General features: G+C 73.3%; 2 protein-coding genes. Both read left to right on the plus strand.

The genetic code is table 11. From position 1 onward, the window contains the following. Window positions 1-407 (plus strand): YwqJ-related putative deaminase (locus CA983_RS44605; RefSeq protein WP_107500376.1); only part of this gene is annotated, 407 nt, incomplete at its 5' end. Window positions 408-479: 72 nt separating this feature from the next. Continuing rightward, window positions 480-689: SUKH-3 domain-containing protein (locus CA983_RS44610; RefSeq protein WP_208637200.1), on the plus strand; the 210-nt coding region annotated here is incomplete at its 3' end.

Genomic DNA, 689 nt, shown 5'->3' on the forward strand with positions numbered 1-689 from the left:
GCATCCTCCCCACCGTCGCCGCCGCCCTCTCCGTCCGCGGCGCCACCCTCACCGGCACCGCCGCCCGCGGCGACACACCCCCCGCCCTGCACCCCCTCGTCCAGGACTTCCTGGACACCCTCACCAGCGCCCAGCGCGACCGCTTCACCGGCCGCTGCGCCGAGACCATCCTCATCTCCCGGCACATCACCGCCGCCGACGCCGCCCGCAGCAAACGCGCCGCACGCAAACCCATGACCAACGGCGAAGCCCGCAAAGCCCTCAAGCAGGCCAAACTCACCGCCCGCCGCATCCGCGAGGACGGCGACCCCCTCCACGGCAGCTTCGCCACCCCCTGCCGCGCCTGCACCGCGCTCAGCGCCCACTTCGGCGTCCGCATAGTCGACCCGGCGGCCACGACCGGCTGACACGCCCGCACACCGAAAAACCGCCGGCACCCCTGCGCCCGCCACCCATGACCTCGACGAGACGAAGGGCAGATGCACACCGACCGCACGTCCACCACCCGCTTCGCCGTACAAGTCGACGCCGCCCTGCGCGCCGCCGGCTGGCAACCCGGACGCTGGGACATCAAACAGGCCGAGATCTGGGCGGACGCCCTGCGCGACCACGTCTCACCCGCCGGCCACCGCCACACCGTCTTCCCCGCGGCCGTCGAAGCCTGGGCCGAGTTCGGCGGACTCCACATC

It is taken from the genome of Streptomyces swartbergensis (assembly GCF_002148965.1).
Taxonomy (GTDB): domain Bacteria; phylum Actinomycetota; class Actinomycetes; order Streptomycetales; family Streptomycetaceae; genus Streptomyces; species Streptomyces swartbergensis.